Raw genomic sequence first — 1,174 nt, forward strand, 5'->3', positions numbered from 1 at the left:
TTATGTGTTTTACTAGGAATAATTGCATTGTGGATTTCACTAGGATCTACATCTTTGCCATCATTGCTTAAGTTTAAAAGCGTTTTCTTAAAATCATAAATACTCTTTGGTGCATAAAAATTCCCCTCTGTTTCTTTAGAGAGATTTTCTAAAAATGCTATATTTTGCTTTAAAGAAAAAGTATGGATTTTCACCCAATTCTCTTTAGTGCCTTTGGAGTTAAACACACTATTGTCATTGAGATTTTTTGTAAGCTTTAGCATTCTTTGTGCATTATGTGCATCATTTAATCCGCTATCGCTTATAAGATAAATTTCCTTTTTTAAGCCATTGTCTTTAGTAAAATGGCTCATTGCTTTAATTAAAGCATAGTTTATCATTTGGCTTTGTGTGTTTGTCGTTTGCAAGGTATTGACATCTTTTGTAAAATCTTGTGCATTAAACACATCATCAAAATCCTTAATATCATTAGAGCTAAAGCTTACAAGCGTGATTTTAGCATACACATCTTCGTCTTCTTTAAAGATATGTTTAGCAAGGCTTGGAGCGATTTCTTTAAAGGCAAGGACATAATCTCTCATAGAATTAGCAACATTAAGCACAATAGCGATTTCTTTAGTAGGCTTAGTGCGTAGCTTAAGATGCAAATTATCGCTTTGTTTGTCATAATTGCTTAAGAAAAATTGTTGCTTATCACAAACGCTTTGCACTATCAAATTACTGCCCTTTAAAAAATACATAAACTGCCTATTAGCACTCACATAAGCTTGTGCTTGTGCGTCCCAAATGCCTCCATTTAGAATCTCTCCTGCAAAGCGAATATAGCGGAATTTATTAGAAATGTTTTGCACATTAACCTTATCCTTATCTTTTACCCAAAGCACACTAGAATCAAAATGCGAGACTTTTTGCATTTGGTTACACTCAAAGCCATAGATTAAATTAGGCAATGTGTTTTTAATAAGATTTTCATCAACTTCTGGAATGCTTGGGTCTTTAGCATAAGTAAAAGAAAGGCTAAAAGATAAGGCACATAAAGTTTTAAGAATGTGATTTAAACAAATGTGTTTGATGTGTTTAAAAAATGCAGTTTGATACATATATCCTCCTTTAAATGTTTATTAAATAAATAAAACCTTATCAAATAAAGGCATTAAAAACAATAAAGGGGGAA

At 31.5% G+C, this 1,174-nt stretch carries 1 protein-coding gene; it reads right to left on the reverse strand.

The window, feature by feature from the left end; translation table 11 throughout:
* Window positions 1–1,100: hypothetical protein (locus K4G57_RS08950; protein WP_221532830.1), on the reverse strand; the 1,100-nt coding region annotated here is incomplete at its 3' end.
* Window positions 1,101–1,174 lie beyond the last annotated feature (74 nt).

This window comes from Helicobacter turcicus, assembly GCF_019711685.1.
GTDB lineage: Bacteria > Campylobacterota > Campylobacteria > Campylobacterales > Helicobacteraceae > Helicobacter_D > Helicobacter_D turcicus.